This window comes from Nostoc paludosum FACHB-159, from assembly GCF_014698835.1.
In the GTDB taxonomy this organism is placed as follows: Bacteria; Cyanobacteriota; Cyanobacteriia; order Cyanobacteriales; family Nostocaceae; genus Nostoc; species Nostoc paludosum.
Window position 1 is genome coordinate 210,837 of sequence record NZ_JACJTU010000006.1, and the last position, 18,845, is coordinate 229,681.

Genomic DNA, 18,845 nt, shown 5'->3' on the forward strand with positions numbered 1-18,845 from the left:
AGAATTCAGAATTCAGAATCCAGAATCAATTAGTGAGGTATTCAGATGTAGAGACGCAAGAAATCGCGTCTCTACTGAAAAATAAAACTACTATGATGCGGTACTGTACTGCTACATTCACTACCGCAAAGATAAACTAATTCACATTAACTAATCAGTGAACGCTAATAACTATTTACTGACAAGACAATTTTCCAACTCAGGAATCGAAGTCAGAATACTTGGAAAATCAATCTTGCACACCTGCTTGATTTTGTGCTAATTATCAAACCTGGGCATCCAAGCCTTATTGATTCTTAATTCTGGATTCTGAATTCTGAATTCTGAATTCTTAAGCTTAATCAGCGGAGGCTACAGTTATTTAGAACATTGAAAAACAAGATCAAAAATCATTTGTTTCAAAGACCTGATACCAATTGTCAAAAATTTTGCTACACATGATTCTCCGCGTCACTGTGTCACTGTGTCCCCGCGTCATTATCTGTAACCTAGTTAAAGCTAATTGGTTTTACTAATTTCCCTGCTTCTATTTTGGGACTCCATCAAACTCTCGTTGAATGAATTCTACATTTATTAGTTACGGAAAAACGTAACAGAACCTACAGATGGGGGAATAAGGGCATTGGACAAGCAAGGAGTGTGGGAGGTGTGGGAGGTGTGGGAGGTGTGGGAGGTGTGGGAGGTGTGGGAGGTGTGGGAGGATGGGGAAGCATTAATTCTCTTTCCCCCCACACTCCCCTCTCTCCCCACACTCCCCACACCCCCCACACTCCTCACACTTCCTCATCTCCCTCATCCCCGCGTCCCCGCGTCCCCGTGTCCCTGTGTCATAGCGTCTCTCGCCTTCTGGGTTGGAGATTTTTTATCTGGAAATCTCCTGGGGAAGGTCGAATAGAACTGTGGTCATGTAATGTTCTGCCCAAGCTGGGCCAAAGGCTTTTTCTAGGACGCGACGGGTTTTGTCGTTTTGCTGCTGTTTAGTGCAGTAGTTGTGTTGTCCGGCGAGATTTTGTGTGACTTGTTCGAGTGGAACTGGACTAGAGGCGATCGCTTGGGTACAATGAATCTCTAAAAATTCTCCCACACGAGACAAAAACATTGTTTCTTCTTCTGGGAAAGTGGGACGCACAAAGATACAAAAGTCTGAGAAAATGTTTCCCCATTCAGGTAATTCACGGGGTTGGGAAAAGTTAAGCACTGTTAACTGCGTGAGCGCAGCAGTATAAGATTCTGGTAAGGTACGTTCTACATGTATGGGAGAAAGGTCTGCGATCGCCGCACTAATTTGACCTCTACCCCCCACTAAATCACAACCAAACATCGGCAGGTTGTATTCAGGACGGGGAAACATGACGCAATGCAAAATATCGAGCATATTCCCGACTTTTGCCAGTTCCAAGTGCATTTTCCGGAACTGCGGGGTTTGATAGCAACGGTTTTCAATGGTCAGTTTTTCCCCTTCTAGTCTACCTTCCACATACCCCAACTCCGCTGGCAAATGGTAGGGCGATAGATCCAGATGCTGATGCCAAGCTGCCTCAATACAATCAGCTAGCTGACGAATTAGGGGATGTTGTTGCTCACGCAGCGAGGGCATAGAAGTAAATGACATATTCTAGTTGGGAGAATTGCGGTCTAGTAGCCAGTCTACAACTTGCCGTGCCTCACAGTCATAGCTTGCAATATTAAGCAAACACTTACATCAGCGAACGTAAAGTTATAAGACAGTTGCTTTTCACAAGTATTGTTTATTTTGTAGTCTAAGTTACAGAAATAATTTTTGATTAGCCCATTGGTTAAGGCTAAGGCGAAGATATGAAACTAGATTCTAATAGACCAGATTTTGCCGTCCAAGCAAGAAGACCCAATCTGGAAAGTTTACAGCACTTGAGAGTTTCTAGTTGGGTCAAGCTTTTGGAACTTCCCAACCCTTTGAGTTTTGACGAAGCACTTTTATTATGTCCAGTGTCCAAAGATAAATGGCTAGCTTGGATTCCAGATCACGGAGAAGCAATACTAAATGTTAAGCAATTTAGTTATTGGGTGTAGGGCATGGGGCATGGGGCATGGGGCATGGGGCATGAGACATGAGGAAGATGGGGAAACAAAGGGACAAGGGCAGAATAATAACTCTTAACTCCCAATGCCCAATGCCCAATACTTCGGCTTCGCTCATTACAAGTGCCCAATGCCCAATGCCCAATAACTATTGCCAAAAATCCGTAACATCGTATCCTAGTTCTGCTAACATCTGCCGCAGCAGGGGTAAACTGAGGCCAATTACATTGCTGTGACAGCCTTCAATTTTTTCAACGAACAAACTACCAAAACCTTCAAGGGCAAAGGCACCAGCACACTTGAGGGGTTCGCCTGTGGCCACATAAGCTTTAATTGCCTTGTCCGTCATTGGAGCAAAATAAACTCTTGTAACTTGAGACTTGACTAAAGCGCGGTTTTGGTTCAAGTCAATTAAGGCATGACCTGTGTATAAGTCACCAAAGCTATCTTGCATTATCCGCCAACGGGCGATCGCTTCACCAGCATCTACTGGTTTGCCATGAATCTCATTATTTACAGACAAAACCGAATCACAACCCATAATCAAAGCTGATTCAAACTGTGGCGCTACGGTTTGCGCTTTGTACTGGGCAAGAGTTTTAACTAATTGTGCAGGTTCGCTTAATTGGATTTGCGACTCATCAAAATCACTAGGTCGAACTATCGGTTCAATACCAACAGTTTGCAGCAAGCGCCGTCGCGCTGGGGAAGCTGAGGCCAGTACAAAAGGTGTAATGCTCATAGAAAAGCACGAAATGAGAGAGCAGCAAAGCAGGGGGCACAAGAAGCAGAGGGGCAGAGGAAGTATGAAGACAAATGCCCAATGCCCAATGCCCAATGCCCCATGCCCCATGATTAATAAACAGAAAAAGAATTTACAACTTCATCAATTGTTTGTTTAACTTTTGGCCAGCGTTTTTCAGAAATTGAAGCGTTGAAGGTAAAAAGTTTACCACGGCTAACAGCTACGCTGGCGATGTTGTGCCGTTGCTGTTGATTGGGGAGTTTAACTTCATACTCTAAAAGGTAGTATGTTTTACCATCGACTTCGCGCTGTGCGGCATTGATTAATTCGGCTGAACGACCAGAATCAGGAGGCGCTAGAGCGGCTTTTCCTAATTTATACCCTACTTCTGTTGGAGTCCCCAATTCTGCTAAGGTTTTATTTTCTGGAACTGGGCTAATGACTACAGAAACATTTTCAGATACCTCAATTAAATCGTGAAAAACCACATCAGGGCCGTTGGCAACTTTAACTTGCAGCCAGCCATTAGGATATAAAAACTGATAGCCATCATTGGTGTCTACAAAGCTTTTTAGTCCAGCTGCAACTGCTACGCCAGAATTACTCAGGCTGAAGCTCAACACCAATAGCAAAATTAATACAATTCGTTTCCACATTTATACAGGTTCCTTTGGGCTGGAGGCAATACCAGGCAAGCATCATTTCTCGTTTTTATTTTCCCACCAAGCGGTACGCTTCGGATGAACCATAAAGATGCGGAGAGCTAGAAAACAAAAAACCCCGACTTGATAGCCGAGGTAAATGGGAGAAGTCCAAATGTCGATGAGATATACCGATACCGAAGTCTATTTTTTAGTTAACATCTAAGCTAACCAAAACTAGAAAGGTCATATACAACGTCTAACCTTAGCTAGGTAGGTTGCTTTGCTGCTTTGTTAACCTATGTAAATAAATTTAACAAATTTTATTACGATTAGTCAACTAGACTTGACAAAAAAAGCTTAACACTTTTATAAGATTTACTTATCATAGCAGTGCTAATGAAAAAATTTTCACCGTCATCCATGAAAAACGAGCTAGGGACTGGCGATTGGTATTTTTACTCGCAAAAGTCTTTACAATTCCCTTGTTGACTTAAAAAGAATTTCTCAACGTATGACGAATCAAGCTCCTATCCCGGTTATTGTCAACGGTGCTGCTGGTAAAATGGGTCGTGAAGTAGTTAAGGCAGTGGCGCAAGCACCCGATTTGAATTTAGTGGGTGCAATTGATAGCAGTCCGGAACATCAAGATAAAGACGCTGGAGAACTAGCGGGTTTAAGCGAACCTTTGGAAGTGCCAATTACCAATCAATTAGAACCGATGTTGGGTTATGTGGCTGGAGAAAGACAAGGGCCTCCAGGGGTGATGGTAGACTTTACCCATCCGGATTCAGTTTATGACAATATTCGTAGCGCGATCGCCTACGGTATTCGTCCTGTAGTTGGCACCACTGGATTAAGTCCAGAACAAATTCAAGATCTCGCGGACTTTGCCGAGAAAGCTAGTACTGGTTGTTTGATTATTCCTAACTTTTCTATTGGTATGGTGCTGCTGCAACAAGCCGCAGTCGCCGCCTCTCAATATTTTGACCACGTAGAAATTATTGAACTGCATCACAACCAAAAAGCTGATGCTCCCAGTGGTACTGCGATTCAAACGGCGCAGTTATTAGGAGAATTAGGTAAAACCTTTAATCCTGCGTTAGTACAAGAAACTGAGAAATTACCAGGAGCTAGGGGAAGTCAAGCAGAGGAAGGCATCAGAATTCATAGCGTCCGCCTACCAGGATTAGTTGCTCATCAGGAAGTTATTTTTGGCGCACCCGGACAGATTTATACTTTACGACATGATACGAGCGATCGCGCTTGCTATATGCCAGGAGTACTATTAGCCATTCGTAAAGTCTTAGCGCTAAAGTCGTTAGTATATGGATTAGAAAAAATACTTTAGTAACAAAGAATTCAGGAGTCAGAACTCAGAATTCAGAATTTACCTGAGTACAACTGGTGAATGTACCTTGCTTCTCCGTAGGAGTATAAACGGTGAAACACCCGCGCGTGATTTTCAATTTACTAGTTTTCAATTAGTAGCAGCTCTGTAGCTTCCCTAAGGGAGCGTATCCCCCACTAATTGATTCTGAATTCTGAATTCTGAATTCTTCTTCAAATTTATTACCCATTACTCAGTACTCAGCACTCATGTTAGTACCACTGACTCGCCAGAAATTTGAACAAATTGTCCCCTTAATTGCCACTGGTCTTCAGTACAAGTACTACTGGGGAAAGTTTGCAAATTTTTTGCAACGCCTGTTAATTTCTGTAGTCGCCATAGTCGTAATTCTGCTTGTAAGAGCCTTATTTGGGCTAGAGTTTGGCCCGATAATATTTGTGCTGGGGGTAATTAGCGCTTTGTTTTGGCTGTGGTATCCGGTGTTTCAAGCAAGTATGCGAAATTTACAATGTCGCCGTTACAAATATAGCGGTTTTTTTCGCGGTCGAATTCTGGATTGGTGGATTACAGACCAGTTAATTGGCAAACAAGAAACCGTCAATAGCAAAGGTGAATTAGTAATTGTAGAAAACCGAGAAAAACGGATTAACCTAGAGGTGGGTGATGACACTGGATTTACCATTGAATTTGACGTACCACTACGTCCTAGCCACAAAGCCATAGCTCGCGGTCAAATTGCAGAAATGATAGTGATGTCAAATCGCCCAGATTTGAGCAGCATCGAAGAATTCACCGATATATACATTCCCAGTCGTGAGTTGTGGGTCAGCGATTATCCTTACTTGCGACGTGATTTCTTTAGCGAAGTCGGCCGTCGCTTGCGTGAAGATCCACAAGAAAGAAGGCCGCCTCGGCGTCGGCGTAGAGTAGAGGAGTGATTGAACGCACCCCATCTAAATCAGAGATTATAGATGGGGATTCTTACGCTGTTGAATCGCAAGATTCCTCAACGTCCCCAGAGTTATTGCGTTCCCAGTGTGTAGTAAGAAAATATTCCATTGTTATTGTTAACCGTTGACTGTGAACACTTAACACTCAACGGTCAACTACTTTAAGTAGGATAATTTATTTTTTGGAGTTGCCTAACGCGAACATCCCACCTTGATGAGTTTACCTCTGAGAGTATAACTCACTGGTTCGCAAACAACACTTGTTGAATCAAGCTTGATAGAATTTGGTGCAGAGAGATTTTGCTTAGATAATTGTGAGTTCCAATCACCAGCTATTTTTCTCAAAGTGGGATGTGTCCTGATAAAATCTGCATCTGCAATAATATCGTGAGGCCCTTTAACATTTGGAGAAGAAGTATTTAGGTATATATTGTAATCAAAAATAACGTTTTTACCTTTACTTTTGCTATTAACATTTTTGCCAGGAAAAGCATACAGAATATTATTTAAAATTTTCACGTCAGATGACGCCTGAGTAAATATTTGCCCTAGTTTAAGTTCTGGAGTCTGATTATTGAGAAAAGCTGTGTTGTTGATAATATCAATACGATCGCTATTAAATGTATGAATGCCTGAACCACCATTATGAAATGTCAGATTATTTTTAACTAAAGTACGTCCTTTATATGGAGGGTATGTTGAGTTTTTCTCCTTTGTGAAACTATCGAGAATAACGCCATTACCATCGGTGATAGTTCCTGTCTTAATCCAAGGAATATACTGTCGATTGTTGTATACCTTGTTGTTAGTTACGAATATCTTATATCCCTGGTAATTATCAAAGTTCCAATTACGCAGCAACGAAATACCACTGCTAGCATAGATACCGTACCAAGCATTATCAAACACCACGTTATTATCTATAGTCACATAGTCGGCTTCAATTACTCCAATACCTGAACCACCGCAGCTATGTGTCTTGTTGTTAACAATACGTATATGGTGAGGATGTCCTTTTTTTCGTCCATCTACGGTAATGCAGTTTCCATTTGTTAGTGGGTTTGATTTATTACTCTTTTGGCTCATGGCATAATCAAGAGTTACATTGGCATTATTTCCTATCACTTCAAGCCCGTTAACTTCAATATATGAAGCTCCATTGTTAATCAAAACTCCATGCCATCCATCGTGCTGAAGTTTTGGTGAATGCCCAGGATATGCTTTAAACTTAATCCATGCATTTGCAGTTCCAGAGCGAGTAATTGCTACTACCTCTCCTTTTGGATTTGCATTTGTGTAGACTCCGTTCATGATGAGTACGGTGTCTCCAGGCTTGGTCAGATTTGCTGCCTTTTGAATAGTTCTAAAAGGCGATGAGGTGGAAAGTCCATTATTTTTGTCGTTCCCTTTGCCACTAACGTAGTATGTTTTTCCAGCTGTTTTAGTGCTGATTAACTGGGGGCTGGGAGCGATCGCTTGTTGTTCGATAGACTCTTGACTAACATTTTTAATTACAGATACTTTTACATTGTCTCCCTCAAGTAAAAGACTTAAAACTACGGGGATTGCAATATAAGCGCTTAAACTGAAACCCTCAGTTACCACAGTATTAGGCTCCTTACTCGGTAGTATTCAATAAAAATATCAGGATATTCACTAATTATGAATACTCTTTTGGATACAGGATAGCACAGAGCCGACTTTCCTAGCTTCCTCGATTTTTATCTTGCCCGTAGGCTTGCCAAGCCAAATCTACCAATCCGTCAACGATCGCAGCTGCTATAACTGCATTACCTTTACGACTTTCTATTGTAATGTGGGGAACCAGAGAGTCTTGTAAACGCGCCTTTGCATCAACATTTACAAATCCCACCGGAGTTGCAATGATTAAAGCGGGTCTAATTTCCTCAGTCTCGATTAAATCTATCAATGCTGTTAATGCGGTTTGCGCTTGACCTACCACAAAAATACCTTCTGGATAACGCTTTGCCAGGGTTTCTATTCCCCATGCCGCCCGCGTTTTTTCTTTTTGTGGGCGTGTTAAAGCTTCCATACTGCAATACACTGGATTGGCAAAGGTATTTTGGATGTCGTAGGCAATACCTACTTGTACCATCGGTACATCTACCACAATCGTAGTACGCGCAGCTAAGGCTGCTGCTCCAGCTTGTAAGGCACGCTCAGAAAAGCGAATCAAAGACTTATACTCAAAGTCAGCCGTGGCGTAGATTACCCGACGCACAATCTCATACTCTGCTGGTGAAAAGACATGATCGCCAATTTCACTATCAATGATTGCTAAACTTTGAGCATCAGTTACGTGCCATTCCATTGTCGTTGAGCTTCTCAAATATTTAGCCTTCAGCTTATCAGTTTAAGAGAGTTAGGAGTTAGAAGTTAGGAGTTTGGAGTTAAGAGTTAGGAGTTGGAGTTAGGGGTTTGGAGTTAGAACTTACCACTCATAACTCATAACTCATAATTCCAAACTCAGCACTCTTCACTCGTTACTGGAAGAAGGCCGACTGAAAACAGGAGATAGATAAGCAACTAAGACGCCAATGAGAAACCCAGAAATATTACGAACTAGGGGTAACCAGTCGTTTGTACGTGTCACTACTGGGCCGATGCCAAAGGCAATAAATAAGATTCCCCACAAAGGAGAGAAAATTAAAGCCCATTGCCAAGCAAAAACTTGCCCTTGTTCGCGGGGTTGAGCTGCAAATCCACAGATTATCCCACCAATAACTGAAGTAATCAAGGTGAGAATCCACTGTTCTCGTGGCAGTCCGGGGACGACATTGCAACCGCCTTTGAGTAAACAGCCTTTAACAGATTCTAAAGCTTGCAAAATGGCTTGGTCTTCGCCTTGTTCGCGTACAAAGTATAAATTGCCGAACCTAGTTTGCAGTTCTATCCAGAAAGTCCGGGGTAAAAGTTCATAAACAGCATCGCCGACACTAAAGCTCAGGATGTTACCGCCACGAGAATCAGCAACTAGCAAAATACTTTTATCATCTAAGCCCCAATAATTAATCACTGCCCGACCGGGTGTGCGGTCATACTGAGTCAATACTCGCAATTTCCAGCCCGTATCTACTTCAAACTGCTCTAAATCTTTAACAAGTTTTTCTTCTTGCAATTCAGGAAGAGATTTAGCTAAGTCTACAACTGGGGTAAAGGTCTTTGGAAGCAAGTCAGGATTGTCATAAGCCAGCGCTGGGGAAGAATGCATCACCCAAATTGACCCAGCCAGGAAAAATACTGCAATGGATACCAGGATTCGTCGCCAAAAACAAGACTGCATGAACGTTTTTATAGAAATATCAAAGGTAAAAGTGAACAAGTTGTTTTAAAAGAGTACTGGAAAAATCATACTTCTTTACACTTGTTTACTTTACTCTAATCTTAGGGATCAAAGCAAAGCGTTTTTGGGCATTGGGAATGGGGCATGGGGCATGGAGCATTGGGCATGGGGATGAGGGAAGGACGAATAATAACTCCTCACTGAGCAGTCAATCAGTCAACAGTCAACACCCCAATGCCCGATGCCCAATGCCCAATGCCCATCCCTCAATTCACTCTTCATCATCAAAATCTGTTTCCCAGCTAGCAGTAGCAGCGTCGTTGTAACTGTCATTGGCGCGGTAGGCTTCTGGTTTGATGCGGTGATTGTCTTGTCTCAACACTTCTCGTTCTCGCAACGTCAGTGCTGGTTTTTCATTGCCGCCGAGACGATCGCTGATTCGTCTTGTTGGCTTTTGGCGCGTGAAGTTTCTCCAAGCTGCTTTGACGCCAACTAAGATGCTGCGCGTACCTACTTGCAGATTTTGAGCCTGAATTCTTGCAGTATCAAGGCTTTGGTCAACTTGTTTGACAACTTGACTGGCACTTTTTACGCCTTGACTGACATCATCAGTTAAGTCAGTAATTTCTAAACCCGTGACGCGGATAGCATCTAGGGTCGGTGGTAATTCTCGTGATAGCGTGTCAAATAGCTTTTCTGCACTCCGGGCTGCGCGTGCTAACTCCTGCAAAGCCGGTATGGCCGCCACTAAAACGGCAGTTAAGCTTGTGGCGACTAAGAGTAAGGAAAGTCCCAACCAAAACAGGGGGTCGATCACGGTTACATCATTTATAAGCGTTCTAATTGCTGGGGAAGTGAATCTGAGTCTTCAGGTGATGTTTGACGCTTCAAGACTTGGCTTTCTCGCTGACTAGCATCTACACCTGCGGCGATCGCTTCCTTTAATCTATCTAAAGTTTCATCCCAGTTTCGCAGTGCGCTGGCAGAAAGACGATCTGCCTGGATTTGCACGCTTGTCGATATATCTTCTGCCAATTCTGGGATAGCATTGGCAGATTTTTTCAATATTTTTCGCGTTTCGCGCCCTGTGCGTGGAGCAACGAGTAAACCAGCTAAAGCGCCGATGGTAGCTCCCAGCATCAAACCGCCAACAAATATTCCAGAACGATTATTAGACATTTTGTTGTTTCTCTCCTTAGACCCATTTTAGGTGGGTTTTCCCCCCTTGCAAGACTTAAACAATTTTATCTATACGTAGCACGGTGCAAATCCAGCTAGCATCTCAATTCAGCAGACTAGGGGTTTAAGTCCTTTGTTAAAGGTAGCCAGGACTTCTATCACAGTGCGATAGTTACTATCCTGACAAAATATCAGCCATAAATGTTGCTTTTATTCTAAGAATTCAGGAGTTATAATTTTGCTGTCAATCTTGACTTCTGGCTTAAGATTTGCTCAATTGTCATCTTTTGTTGATTAACTTATTTGATAAATGTTGTTTTCCCAGGTGTTAACCCTGGTCTTTGAAAATAACGTTGCCAGATTTGTCGCCCTAGCAAAATCAGACTGATAATTTGCTGCACTTGTTGAATTTGTATCTGTAGTGCTTGGTTTCTCTGCCGTAAGTTATAAATATTCTGCTGATTAAGATAAATATTTTCCGGTGCTTGATGCAGTGTTCTATGGGTACAAATTTCATAGGCAGTTAAGCTATCTGCTACAGATGCTAATCGCTGCTTAAGTTGCCACACCTGCAAAGCAATATAGAGTAGTATCAACGAAATCAAGGTGTTAATTGTAACAACGAAAATTACCATCGTTTATCTTGACTAATGTCAGCTTTGAGGAGTTGTTCTACAAGTAATCTGATTTGATTTTTGCAGTTATTTAGGTATATAGGGACTGGGGAGTAGGGAATCAGTGTTTTGGACTTGAGAGGAAGTTTTTTTTTACGCAATAAAGTAGAGGCTTTATATGAAGAATAAAGAATTTAGAACTCTAATGTACTATAGCTATCATAAATGAGTTACAAAATTACTCATAAAGGTAAGGAATAGGCAACAGGCAAGAAGAACGTACCAAATGTACTCTAGCTTTCACAAATGAAATAGGATTGCTATAAAAGATATTTTTTAGAAAAGCTTTGCTATTTTTTCAACTGCAATCTTAATATTACAATTCCAATGCTGCTATCAAAGAAAGGTTCGTTTGATTGCTTCTGGAGTTAGGATTGATTCAGCTGCTCTACACACGGTTAAGTTTTTCGCGAATATCCATATTAGTTGGCGATCGCTAGCTTTTCCTCAATATAGCTTTTTTTCAGGAAGCAACAGCAATTGATTAATCCTTAAAAATCACTAATTCAGCAATTTTGTAGCAAATACATATCCACACCTGATAAAAGCACAGCTACAATTGCCTTAGATTCACGACTTGCTTTGCTCCCTTCAACCCGTATGAGCGATACGCCCCTCCATTACCACATTCCTTCCCTGAATCAATTTGTGATTTTGACGGCACATCAGCGCAATGGTATAGTTGCTTGATGCAGATGGTAACAGGCTGCAACTACATTTTCTACCAAAGAGACACCCTAGCATCGCCTCGTATCTTGGTGCTTTTACCTTTAGCAGTTTTGCAGCCCGTCGCGTAAAGCTACATTTTGCTTGCAAAAACCTTGTCTGCTGAATTCTGACTTCAGAATTCTTGAATTATAATGATTATCTTTTTTATGCATCCAGTAGGAGATGAGGATGTCAGAAAAATCACCAAAAAATAATTTATTACGAGCTATTCTTGTTGTATTTACATTTGGATTTGTTGGGTGTGGGAATCAAGCTGTAAGAACTACGTTTACTCAGACCACCACTGAGGTAAATGAAAATCTTCCGCGAGTCGTAGCAACTACAAGTGTACTTTGCGACTTAACCAGACAAATTGCAGAGAATACAGTTAACCTCACTTGTTTGATTTCCCCTACTGCCAATCCGAAAGTTTATCAACCAAAACCGGAAGATCGTAAAGCTATTGAGCAAGCTAATCTGATTCTTTATACTGGTTACAATTTTGAGTCAAATTCCATCGCATTAATTAAAAGCACTAAAAATTCTGCATCAAAAATAGCAGTTGCTCAAGTTGCAGTGTCGAAGCCACAAAAATTTATACAAGGTGGTAAAAGGGTAAGCGATCCTTATATTTGGCATAATACTAAGAACGCGATCGCAATGGTTGAAGTCATTAATAGTAATCTGAAGAAATTACCATCAAGTGATGCAGAACTTTATACTAGCAATACCCAAAAAATTAAAAATGAACTCACTCAACTAGATAACTGGATTAAATCAACAATTGCCAGTATTCCCGTCAAACAACGCAAGCTAGTTACTACCTCTGAGGCATTTGGTTATTATGCTAAAGCATACGGTATTTCATTAGCAGGGGGAATGGAAGGTATTCGCACTCAGGAAAAACTGACAACTCTACGAGTAAACAATTTGGCTAAAAATATTAAACAGGCTAAAGTGCCAACTATTTTTCCTGAGGTAGCAATTAACCCAAATTTAATTCAATCTGTAGCCAGAGAAGCTGATGTGCAAATTTCTCAGAGGAGGCTATATTCTGAAGGGCTTGGAGAACCTGGAGGCGATGCAGATACTTATCAAAAAATGATGATTGCTAATACACGTACAATTGTTGAAGGCTTAGGAGGGACGTATTTGATGTTTCAAGCGAAATGACTGGGAATAGGTAATAGGCAATAGGCAATAGTTCAGTACAAACTACTATTTCCTATTTGTGTATACACCGTAGCTTGCTTCTACATAGAAATTTTCTTAACAGAAGCGTATTGTGCTATAAATTTTAGGTTTTTGAACGTTTATAAGAACAACAGTAGGGGCATACAGCTATACGCCCCTACTCATCAATTCCAAATTCTTAATTCACCAATTTTGCTACAAGTTAACGTACTTCTTTGAGAGTATCAACTTGCTTGGTAAATAACTCAGTGAAGAGACTCAAGACAGTTCGTTCTTCCCGCACTTTGATATTAGCACTGATAGACATACCTGACTGTAAAGTGACGGTTTTACCTTTAATCACTAACGATTGCCGATCCAAATGGATTTTTGCTGGGAATCGATAAAACTGATGTGTTTGATCTGGTGGTAATGCATCTGAACCTATCCCGGCTACTTCACCCTTAATGTCGCCAAACTCACTGTAAGGGAAGGAGTCAATTCTGACATCTACTTTCATGCCTTTTCGCACAAAACCGATATCTTTGTTGGTGATGAAAACTTCACCTATATATTTTTCATTGGGTACAATTTGCATTAGTTTTGTAGTTGGATTGGCTACAAATCCTGGGTTTTTAGCTTGCAAATCGAAGACTGTTCCAGATACCGGTGCGCGGAGTTCTTGGTATTTGACGTTTAACTCTGATTGAGAGATTTTACTATTTATATCTGCTAAACGTTGCTCGTTATCTAGCACAACTTTCATGAATTGGCTATCAATTTCGGCAATACGTTTTTTGTTGTCAGCTATTTTATCCAAAACGTTTTTGTCAGTGATAGCTACTGTATTGCTTACCTCTTCCTGGCTTTTGTCAATGTCAAACTGGAGGCGTTTAAGTTCTTCGCCTAATTGAGCTACTTCAGCTGTGCGGTTTTGTACTTCTTGTTGTTGGTTGAGATACTGAAGCTGAGAAATGCCACCTTCTTCTGATAGAATTTTTAGTTTATCTAAAATTCTTTGTTGAATAGCTAAACTTGATTTACTATCTTCTAATTTAACTTCAGTTTGAGTCAGTTGTTTTTTTATTTTTTCTACTTCAAACCGCGCCGCAGCTGAACGAGAATCTAATTCCTGTTTAGCAGCTTGTAGACGCTGCTGTTCATCAATTCCCAGTGCATAATTTTGACCGGAATTTCTTAATTGAGTCCGCAATAAATCATTTTCTGCTACTAGGGCTGCCCGACTTTTCAATAAGAAAGTGGTTTCTGGTGGCAAGTTACCACGCAAAAATAATAGTTCTGATGCAGTGGCGGTACTTGCTCCCAATAGTCGTCGATAAATTTGGTTTTCTTTTGTTAATGCTAGACGAATTTTATTCAAAGAATTTAATTCAGCAACAGAGGCAATGGAATCGAAAGTTAGTAGCAAATCTCCCTGCTTGACTTCTTGCCCATCTTTCACATAAAGTGATTTGACTACTCCACTGACAGGAGCCTGAACATCTTTGACTGTTCCTTCCGGTTTTAATTGCCCTGTTGCCGGTACTACTTGCTCAATTTTGGCAAAATAAGCCCAAGCGATTCCAAAACAAGCTAAGGCCATTAAGGTCACCATAATTGTACGCGACCACAGTGGAGATTGGCGCAAAATAACGGACTGTTCAAACTCTTGAGGAGTTGACTTAATTAAGGATTCTGGAGCAACTTTCTGTTGTTTTGTCACAACTGGTGAATCTTGTTTGGCTCCGTTTTTATAATTACCGTTGGTGTGGTTCCCATTAAGTTGAGTCATAGTGATTTTGGATTTTTGATTTTGAATTTTGGATTGAAAATGAGACTTTGACTTTTGTAGGGTGGGCACTATTTATGGATATCAGTGCCCACCCTACGGTTATTGCTGAATTATGACTTCTGAATTCTGTTAGCGTAGCGGGGCGTAGCGCATTTTGAATTCTCACTCATGCTCATAAGTTAACTTCTTGTTGATGATACAGGTAGTAATAATGACCTTTAGCAGCCATTAATTCTTGATGGCTACCTTTTTCTATAACCCTGCTGTTATCCATGACAACGATGGTGTCTGCATTACTAACGGTGTTCAGTCGGTGGGTAATAAAAAATACTGTATTACCTTTGAATGCTCTCGCTAAGTTGAGACAGATTTGTCGCTCTGTGGGATAATCTAAGGCGCTAGTTGCTTCATCTAAAACTAGTAATTTTGGCCGTTGTAAAACAGAACGAGCGATCGCAATTCTTTGTCGTTGTCCACCAGAAAGTGCAGAACCCCGTTCTCCCACCCGTGTGTTGTAACCGTTGGGCAAATTCATGATAAATTCGTGGGCACAGGCTACCTGAGCCGCTTGAATAATTTCTTCGGTTGTGGCATCGGGATTTGTGAGGGCAATATTCTCTTGAACGCTGCCATCAAACAACAATGTTTCTTGGGGAACTACACCAATTTGTCGTCGTAGTGAATAAAGTTCTACTTTGGCAATATCGTAACCATCAATTAAAATTCTGCCGGACTCGGTTTCATAAAGTCTCAGCAATAATTTCATCATGGTACTTTTACCAGAACCGCTTTGTCCGACAATCCCTACAAATTTACCGGGAGGAAATTCGAGGGTGACGTTAGAAAGTTGTAGAGGGCCGCTAGTACCAAATCGGAAGGAAACATTCTCGTATTTGACTTCTCCAGTAATTGCCGGTAAGGGTATATTGTAGCGGTCTGTTTCTGCTTCTTCTGGTGTATCGACAATATCGCTTAAACGTTCTATGGACAAGGCAGTTTCTTGGAAGCTTTGCCAAAGTTGAGCTAGGCGTAATATTGGGCTGGTAACGTAACCAGAGATAATTCTGAAGGCGATTAATTCACCTAAAGTTAATTCTTGTTGCAGTACTAAATAAGCTCCTACCCATAATACTAATAAGCTGCTGAGTTTGTTGAGAAAGTTACTGGTGGAGTTGGCGAGGGTAGAAGTGACAACTGTTTTAAAACCAGCAGCGACATAACGAGCATAACGCTCTTGCCAGGAAAAGCGCGATCGCAATTCAATATTCTGCGCTTTTACTGTTTGAATTCCTGACATCACCTCCACTAAATAAGATTGAGTTTCGGAGTTGCGTTCGGCTTTAGAGCGTAATTGTCTGCTAATAGTAGGAGATGCCACTAAGGTAATAATCACAAACACGGGAATTGTGCTTAAACCTACCAAGGTGAGTTGCCAACTATAAATCAGCATCACACCAATATAAACGAGGGAAAATAGAGCATCTAACCCTACTGTTAAAGCAGTACCGGTGAGAAACTGGCGAATATTTTCTAGCTCGTTAATCCGAGTAGAAAGTTCGCCCACCGGTCGCCGTTCAAAATAGCGCAGTGGTAGACGTAATAAATGGTCGATAATTTGCGACCCTAAACCCATATCGATACGATTGGTAGTATCGACAAATAAGTAGGTTCGCAAGGTAGTTAACACCGCTTCAAATAGCCCGACTACTAATAGTAAAATTCCCAAAATATGTAGGGTACCAATACTATTTTGGGTGATTACTTTGTCGATAATTAACTGCACTACCAAGGGATTTGCTAATGCTGCTAACTGCACGAAAAAGGAAGCAATAAATACTTCTATCAATACTCGGCGATAGCGTGACAAATAAGGGATAAACCAACGCAAACCAAAACGTTCTTGTGGTGTTTCTTTGGTAGCTGTCAGCAGTAATACCCTAACTTGTGGCGGAAAGTTGGTGGGGTCGGTATCTAATTGTTCAACAAATTGAGCCGGTTTGCAGCGGACGATTCCTTGGGATGGTACACCCACAACTATATTATTGGCGTCGGTTTCATATAAAACGGCAAAATTATCAGCGTACCGAATTAATGCAGGTGTGGGAATCCGAGTCACTGAGGCCACTGGTAGATCTACAAGTTGCGCCTTGAGTCCAATTAACTCTGCTAGGTAAGCAAGAGCTGGAAAAGAAATATTACCCTGGCGTTTGATTTGCTCGTTTAAAATGCGACGAATCACTTCTCGACGAAACGGCATTTCTAAGTGTTTCGCAAGCATTTGGAAGCAGGCAAAGGTTGTATTTAATTCTCCTTTTCCGCCAAAAAATGGATATTTTATGCGTTTTCCTGAGTTCTTCGAGGTCTGACCGGTTGTTTGTGATAGAACTATTTCATCTGATGCGTAGGGAATATCTAGATCTTCTTGGCTAGGTGGTTGGGTGTCACTAACTGCAAGTTCTAGCTGACGAGTATCCTGCAAGATTAAAGTCGAGGGATTTAGCCCAAGTAAACGTGCAGGAGTTTGACTTGTAACGTGTATCTTGTCTCGATCGTCCTCTGGTTCTAAACGATCGCCAGCAGCAAAGTTGGTGACGGTACCACCACTAACAAACCAAACCCGACTGCTATCTAGTTGGGTGAATGAAGTTTTCCCTGGACTCAGGTACTGAATTGTCGCATCTACTAAAGCTGTTTGTGTGAGTTCTTTCAGGTTTAATGTGGCGATCGCTTGCTTTTGCCAATAAGCACCGAGAATATCGAATACTTCTACTAAGTTACTGCGGTTTTTACGAGCTTCGGCAAACGCTGGGTATGACTCTAATAGCTGAAAATATACTGCTGCGCTCAAGGTTAAACATACTACCTCGGTGGAGGCGATCGCTGTTTCACAAGGAATGTCGCGCAATAAACCAATTTCGCCGATGATTTCCCCTGGTTGCAGTAATTTCAAGGTGGTTGGGATTTGCGTCTGGGGTTCGTATCCCAACAGCCGCACCTGTCCTTCATAAAGGATTGTTATCTGTTGCGGCAGACTTTCTTTGCCGATGATTTTTTGGCCCAATCGATAACGCCAAGCTTGCAGCTGTTGGGAGACGTTGGCGATCGCTTCATCTGGTAGGCGATCGAACCCCTCTATGGTTGTGAGAAATTCCGGAAAAGCGTTCTTAATATAAGTCATGTCAAATAAGTCAAAAGGTAAAAATGAGTCATCAAGTTATCAGCTAGGGATAAAGAATTAACACAATTCTTAACCCCCACGGGGTTCATCATTTGCTTATCTAAAGAAACATTTAAGACTGCACTGCCTCACTTCTAACTCCTAATTTGACAATGTGGCATTTAGTGTATGTGGATACACGATCCCACAGATAACAAATTTGCTAATTACAAACCTACATTTAGATCCACGGTTATTACGGTTATATTATTCAAAATAAACACAGTTTGTAATATTTCTTAAAATTAGGCGATCGTGGTAAAAACCCACAACCAAGCACAAACAAAGCTTTCCTCACCTACTCCCTTACAGAAGCGATTAATCACGTCTGTACTTACTCTCCACCCCTTATTTCCAAGACAATCAATCACGGGAAAATCCCACAACTAAAGATAGAAAACGAATATACCCTACTCCCTACTCCCTAGTTTTAATAATAAATTGAGAATAGATTATTACTTGGTTAATGCTACATAGATTTATACAAAACGAAATTCCGAATTTACTATTGCAACTATGGAGAATGAATACTCACAACTAAACTGATACATCCAGACTTGTTTGCTAAATTTAGCCCGGTGCATTTCAAGTTATGATAATCAACATGAAAATATCACAAATGCTTTCCTAAGTAAATACCCTAATTAAGAATTAGTAATAAAAAAAACTTTAAATTTTGGAATTATTTTTTACAAATTCTTTGATATAAGGAACAACAGCATCACTGATAAACAAAGACAGCGGTCTTTCCTCATAAAATAGCACCCATACCTAACTCTTAAAAAATTCCGCATCACTGTTTGTCAGTTAAGTCCAATATGAATAACTGAAAAAGTACTGTAGAAGAATCAACTATTAAATCTATGAAGGAAAGACAATGACTGGCTTCAGTATATTTACTAATTTAATATTTCCGGATTTTCGGCCGATTCTCGTTGTCGCGTGAAATTGTGCAGTTTTACTATGTAATTACCGAAATTTTATCTCCAAAAAAGTAGAAGACGTAATTTATAAGTATCAATAGAAACCTTTGCTCTGAGTAGATGGTGTTAT

Annotated in this window: 17 protein-coding genes; 5 read left to right on the forward strand and 12 right to left on the reverse strand. The window is 41.0% G+C overall.

Annotated elements, in window-relative coordinates:
- Nucleotides 1-639 precede the first annotated feature (639 nt).
- On the forward strand, nt 640-981 hold the full coding sequence (locus H6H03_RS08685; RefSeq protein WP_190954730.1) for a hypothetical protein: 342 nt from the start codon (nt 640-642) through the stop codon (nt 979-981).
- On the opposite strand, the gene H6H03_RS08690 is transcribed toward H6H03_RS08685, so the two are convergent.
- On the reverse strand, nt 863-1,612 hold the full coding sequence (locus tag H6H03_RS08690) for a phycocyanobilin:ferredoxin oxidoreductase (protein WP_190954731.1): 750 nt from the start codon (nt 1,610-1,612) through the stop codon (nt 863-865). The two genes, H6H03_RS08685 and H6H03_RS08690, sit on opposite strands and share 119 nt — an antisense overlap.
- 203 nt (nt 1,613-1,815) lie before the next feature.
- On the opposite strand from H6H03_RS08690, the gene H6H03_RS08695 reads away from it, so the two are divergent.
- Nucleotides 1,816-2,049: a hypothetical protein gene (locus H6H03_RS08695; protein WP_190954732.1), complete on the forward strand. Its 234-nt coding sequence runs from the start codon at nt 1,816-1,818 to the stop codon at nt 2,047-2,049.
- Here H6H03_RS08695 and H6H03_RS08700 read toward each other — a convergent pair.
- From H6H03_RS08700 to psbP, 3 genes are all read right to left on the reverse strand, one after another.
- Nucleotides 2,033-2,176, reverse strand: coding sequence for a histidine kinase (locus H6H03_RS08700; protein WP_190954733.1), 144 nt, complete (start codon nt 2,174-2,176; stop codon nt 2,033-2,035). The two genes, H6H03_RS08695 and H6H03_RS08700, sit on opposite strands and share 17 nt — an antisense overlap.
- Before the next feature lie 30 nt (nt 2,177-2,206).
- Nucleotides 2,207-2,800, reverse strand: coding sequence for a Maf family protein (locus tag H6H03_RS08705; RefSeq protein ID WP_190954734.1), 594 nt, complete (start codon nt 2,798-2,800; stop codon nt 2,207-2,209).
- 113 nt (nt 2,801-2,913) lie between these two features.
- Entirely contained in the window at nt 2,914-3,459 is a 546-nt protein-coding gene (psbP, locus tag H6H03_RS08710; RefSeq protein ID WP_190954735.1) for a photosystem II reaction center PsbP, read from the reverse strand.
- A gap of 499 nt (nt 3,460-3,958) precedes the next feature.
- Between psbP and dapB the strand changes: the two genes are divergently transcribed.
- Both dapB and H6H03_RS08720 read left to right on the forward strand, forming a co-directional pair.
- Nucleotides 3,959-4,795, forward strand: coding sequence for a 4-hydroxy-tetrahydrodipicolinate reductase (gene dapB, locus H6H03_RS08715; RefSeq protein ID WP_190954736.1), 837 nt, complete (start codon nt 3,959-3,961; stop codon nt 4,793-4,795).
- A 248-nt stretch (nt 4,796-5,043) separates the two neighbouring features.
- Nucleotides 5,044-5,733: a phosphate ABC transporter permease gene (locus tag H6H03_RS08720; RefSeq protein WP_190954737.1), complete on the forward strand. Its 690-nt coding sequence runs from the start codon at nt 5,044-5,046 to the stop codon at nt 5,731-5,733.
- Between the two features lie 204 nt (nt 5,734-5,937).
- Here H6H03_RS08720 and H6H03_RS08725 read toward each other — a convergent pair whose 3' ends face one another.
- The 6 genes from H6H03_RS08725 to H6H03_RS08750 all read right to left on the reverse strand — a co-directional run bounded on the left by H6H03_RS08725 (nt 5,938) and on the right by H6H03_RS08750 (nt 10,863).
- Nucleotides 5,938-7,350 carry a right-handed parallel beta-helix repeat-containing protein gene (locus H6H03_RS08725; protein WP_190954738.1) on the reverse strand — a complete coding sequence of 471 codons (1,413 nt, stop codon included), beginning with the start codon at nt 7,348-7,350 and terminating at the stop codon, nt 5,938-5,940.
- A gap of 100 nt (nt 7,351-7,450) precedes the next feature.
- The gene (locus tag H6H03_RS08730) at nt 7,451-8,077 is read right to left on the reverse strand and encodes a precorrin-8X methylmutase (RefSeq protein ID WP_190954739.1); all 627 of its coding nucleotides are present in this window, start codon (nt 8,075-8,077) and stop codon (nt 7,451-7,453) included.
- A 165-nt stretch (nt 8,078-8,242) separates the two neighbouring features.
- On the reverse strand, nt 8,243-9,049 hold the full coding sequence (locus H6H03_RS08735) for a TPM domain-containing protein (protein WP_190954740.1): 807 nt from the start codon (nt 9,047-9,049) through the stop codon (nt 8,243-8,245).
- Nucleotides 9,050-9,320: 271 nt separating this feature from the next.
- Nucleotides 9,321-9,866, reverse strand: a complete 546-nt coding sequence (locus H6H03_RS08740) for a DUF948 domain-containing protein (RefSeq protein ID WP_190954741.1) — start codon at nt 9,864-9,866, stop codon at nt 9,321-9,323.
- Nucleotides 9,867-9,877: 11 nt separating this feature from the next.
- Nucleotides 9,878-10,228 carry a YtxH domain-containing protein gene (locus H6H03_RS08745; RefSeq protein WP_190954742.1) on the reverse strand — a complete coding sequence of 117 codons (351 nt, stop codon included), beginning with the start codon at nt 10,226-10,228 and terminating at the stop codon, nt 9,878-9,880.
- Between the two features lie 299 nt (nt 10,229-10,527).
- Nucleotides 10,528-10,863, reverse strand: coding sequence for a hypothetical protein (locus H6H03_RS08750; RefSeq protein WP_190954743.1), 336 nt, complete (start codon nt 10,861-10,863; stop codon nt 10,528-10,530).
- Between the two features lie 936 nt (nt 10,864-11,799).
- Between H6H03_RS08750 and H6H03_RS08755 the strand changes: the two genes are divergently transcribed.
- Nucleotides 11,800-12,783 (forward strand): metal ABC transporter solute-binding protein, Zn/Mn family, encoded by a 984-nt coding sequence (locus tag H6H03_RS08755; protein ID WP_190954744.1) that lies wholly within the window; start codon nt 11,800-11,802, stop codon nt 12,781-12,783.
- A gap of 223 nt (nt 12,784-13,006) precedes the next feature.
- Here the strand turns inward: H6H03_RS08755 and H6H03_RS08760 are convergent, their stop codons facing one another.
- Complete coding sequence (locus H6H03_RS08760; RefSeq protein WP_190954745.1) at nt 13,007-14,575, reverse strand: HlyD family efflux transporter periplasmic adaptor subunit; 1,569 nt, start codon at nt 14,573-14,575, stop codon at nt 13,007-13,009.
- Between the two features lie 172 nt (nt 14,576-14,747).
- The gene (locus H6H03_RS08765) at nt 14,748-17,753 is read right to left on the reverse strand and encodes a peptidase domain-containing ABC transporter (protein ID WP_190954746.1); all 3,006 of its coding nucleotides are present in this window, start codon (nt 17,751-17,753) and stop codon (nt 14,748-14,750) included.
- Nucleotides 17,754-18,845: the final 1,092 nt, after the last annotated feature.

Bases quoted from the DNA above. Each gene is read 5' to 3' on its own strand.
- H6H03_RS08695 (WP_190954732.1), top strand. From the start codon at position 1,816: ATGAAACTAGATTCTAATAGACCAGATTTTGCCGTCCAAGCAAGAAGA.
- H6H03_RS08765 (WP_190954746.1), bottom strand. From the start codon at position 17,753: ATGACTTATATTAAGAACGCTTTTCCGGAATTTCTCACAACCATAGAG.
- H6H03_RS08745 (WP_190954742.1), bottom strand. From the start codon at position 10,228: ATGTCTAATAATCGTTCTGGAATATTTGTTGGCGGTTTGATGCTGGGA.
- H6H03_RS08705 (WP_190954734.1), bottom strand. From the start codon at position 2,800: ATGAGCATTACACCTTTTGTACTGGCCTCAGCTTCCCCAGCGCGACGG.
- H6H03_RS08735 (WP_190954740.1), bottom strand. From the start codon at position 9,049: ATGCAGTCTTGTTTTTGGCGACGAATCCTGGTATCCATTGCAGTATTT.
- H6H03_RS08720 (WP_190954737.1), top strand. From the start codon at position 5,044: ATGTTAGTACCACTGACTCGCCAGAAATTTGAACAAATTGTCCCCTTA.
- psbP (WP_190954735.1), bottom strand. From the start codon at position 3,459: ATGTGGAAACGAATTGTATTAATTTTGCTATTGGTGTTGAGCTTCAGC.
- H6H03_RS08750 (WP_190954743.1), bottom strand. From the start codon at position 10,863: ATGGTAATTTTCGTTGTTACAATTAACACCTTGATTTCGTTGATACTA.
- dapB (WP_190954736.1), top strand. From the start codon at position 3,959: ATGACGAATCAAGCTCCTATCCCGGTTATTGTCAACGGTGCTGCTGGT.
- H6H03_RS08755 (WP_190954744.1), top strand. From the start codon at position 11,800: ATGTCAGAAAAATCACCAAAAAATAATTTATTACGAGCTATTCTTGTT.
- H6H03_RS08760 (WP_190954745.1), bottom strand. From the start codon at position 14,575: ATGACTCAACTTAATGGGAACCACACCAACGGTAATTATAAAAACGGA.
- H6H03_RS08690 (WP_190954731.1), bottom strand. From the start codon at position 1,612: ATGTCATTTACTTCTATGCCCTCGCTGCGTGAGCAACAACATCCCCTA.
- H6H03_RS08700 (WP_190954733.1), bottom strand. From the start codon at position 2,176: ATGAGCGAAGCCGAAGTATTGGGCATTGGGCATTGGGAGTTAAGAGTT.
- H6H03_RS08730 (WP_190954739.1), bottom strand. From the start codon at position 8,077: ATGGAATGGCACGTAACTGATGCTCAAAGTTTAGCAATCATTGATAGT.